This is a genomic window from Shewanella sp. T24-MNA-CIBAN-0130, from assembly GCF_040310185.1.
In the GTDB taxonomy this organism is placed as follows: domain Bacteria; phylum Pseudomonadota; class Gammaproteobacteria; order Enterobacterales; family Shewanellaceae; genus Shewanella; species Shewanella psychromarinicola.
Map to the genome: position 1 here is coordinate 1 of NZ_JBEOPP010000291.1, position 274 is coordinate 274.

The 274-nt window shown below is 43.4% G+C and carries 1 protein-coding gene; it reads left to right on the forward strand.

All coding sequences use genetic code 11. The features are described from left to right. On the forward strand, positions 1 to 274 hold a 274-nt coding region (locus AAEZ02_RS22430; RefSeq protein WP_351125243.1), incomplete at both ends, for a hypothetical protein.

A 274-nucleotide genomic window follows, 5' to 3' on the forward strand; every position in this document is an offset into this window, starting at 1 on the left:
CCCTACAGATAGTATTATTCCGATTGACAAAAAAATCCAACAGATTGATATAAAATCCCAGTGCATTGATTTAGCCGAACCTATCCATTTATATGGGCAAGTGAATGTGACTAAGCTGCTCACTGAATATGGGATAAATACAGAGCCACACTTAAATACACAACAGCATGTAGAACGCTCAACGCTGCACAGCTCAACGCTGCAAATAGGTGTTGATGAAGCAGGGCGCGGACCACTTTTAGGTAGCGTTAATGTGGCCGCAGCGATACTGCCT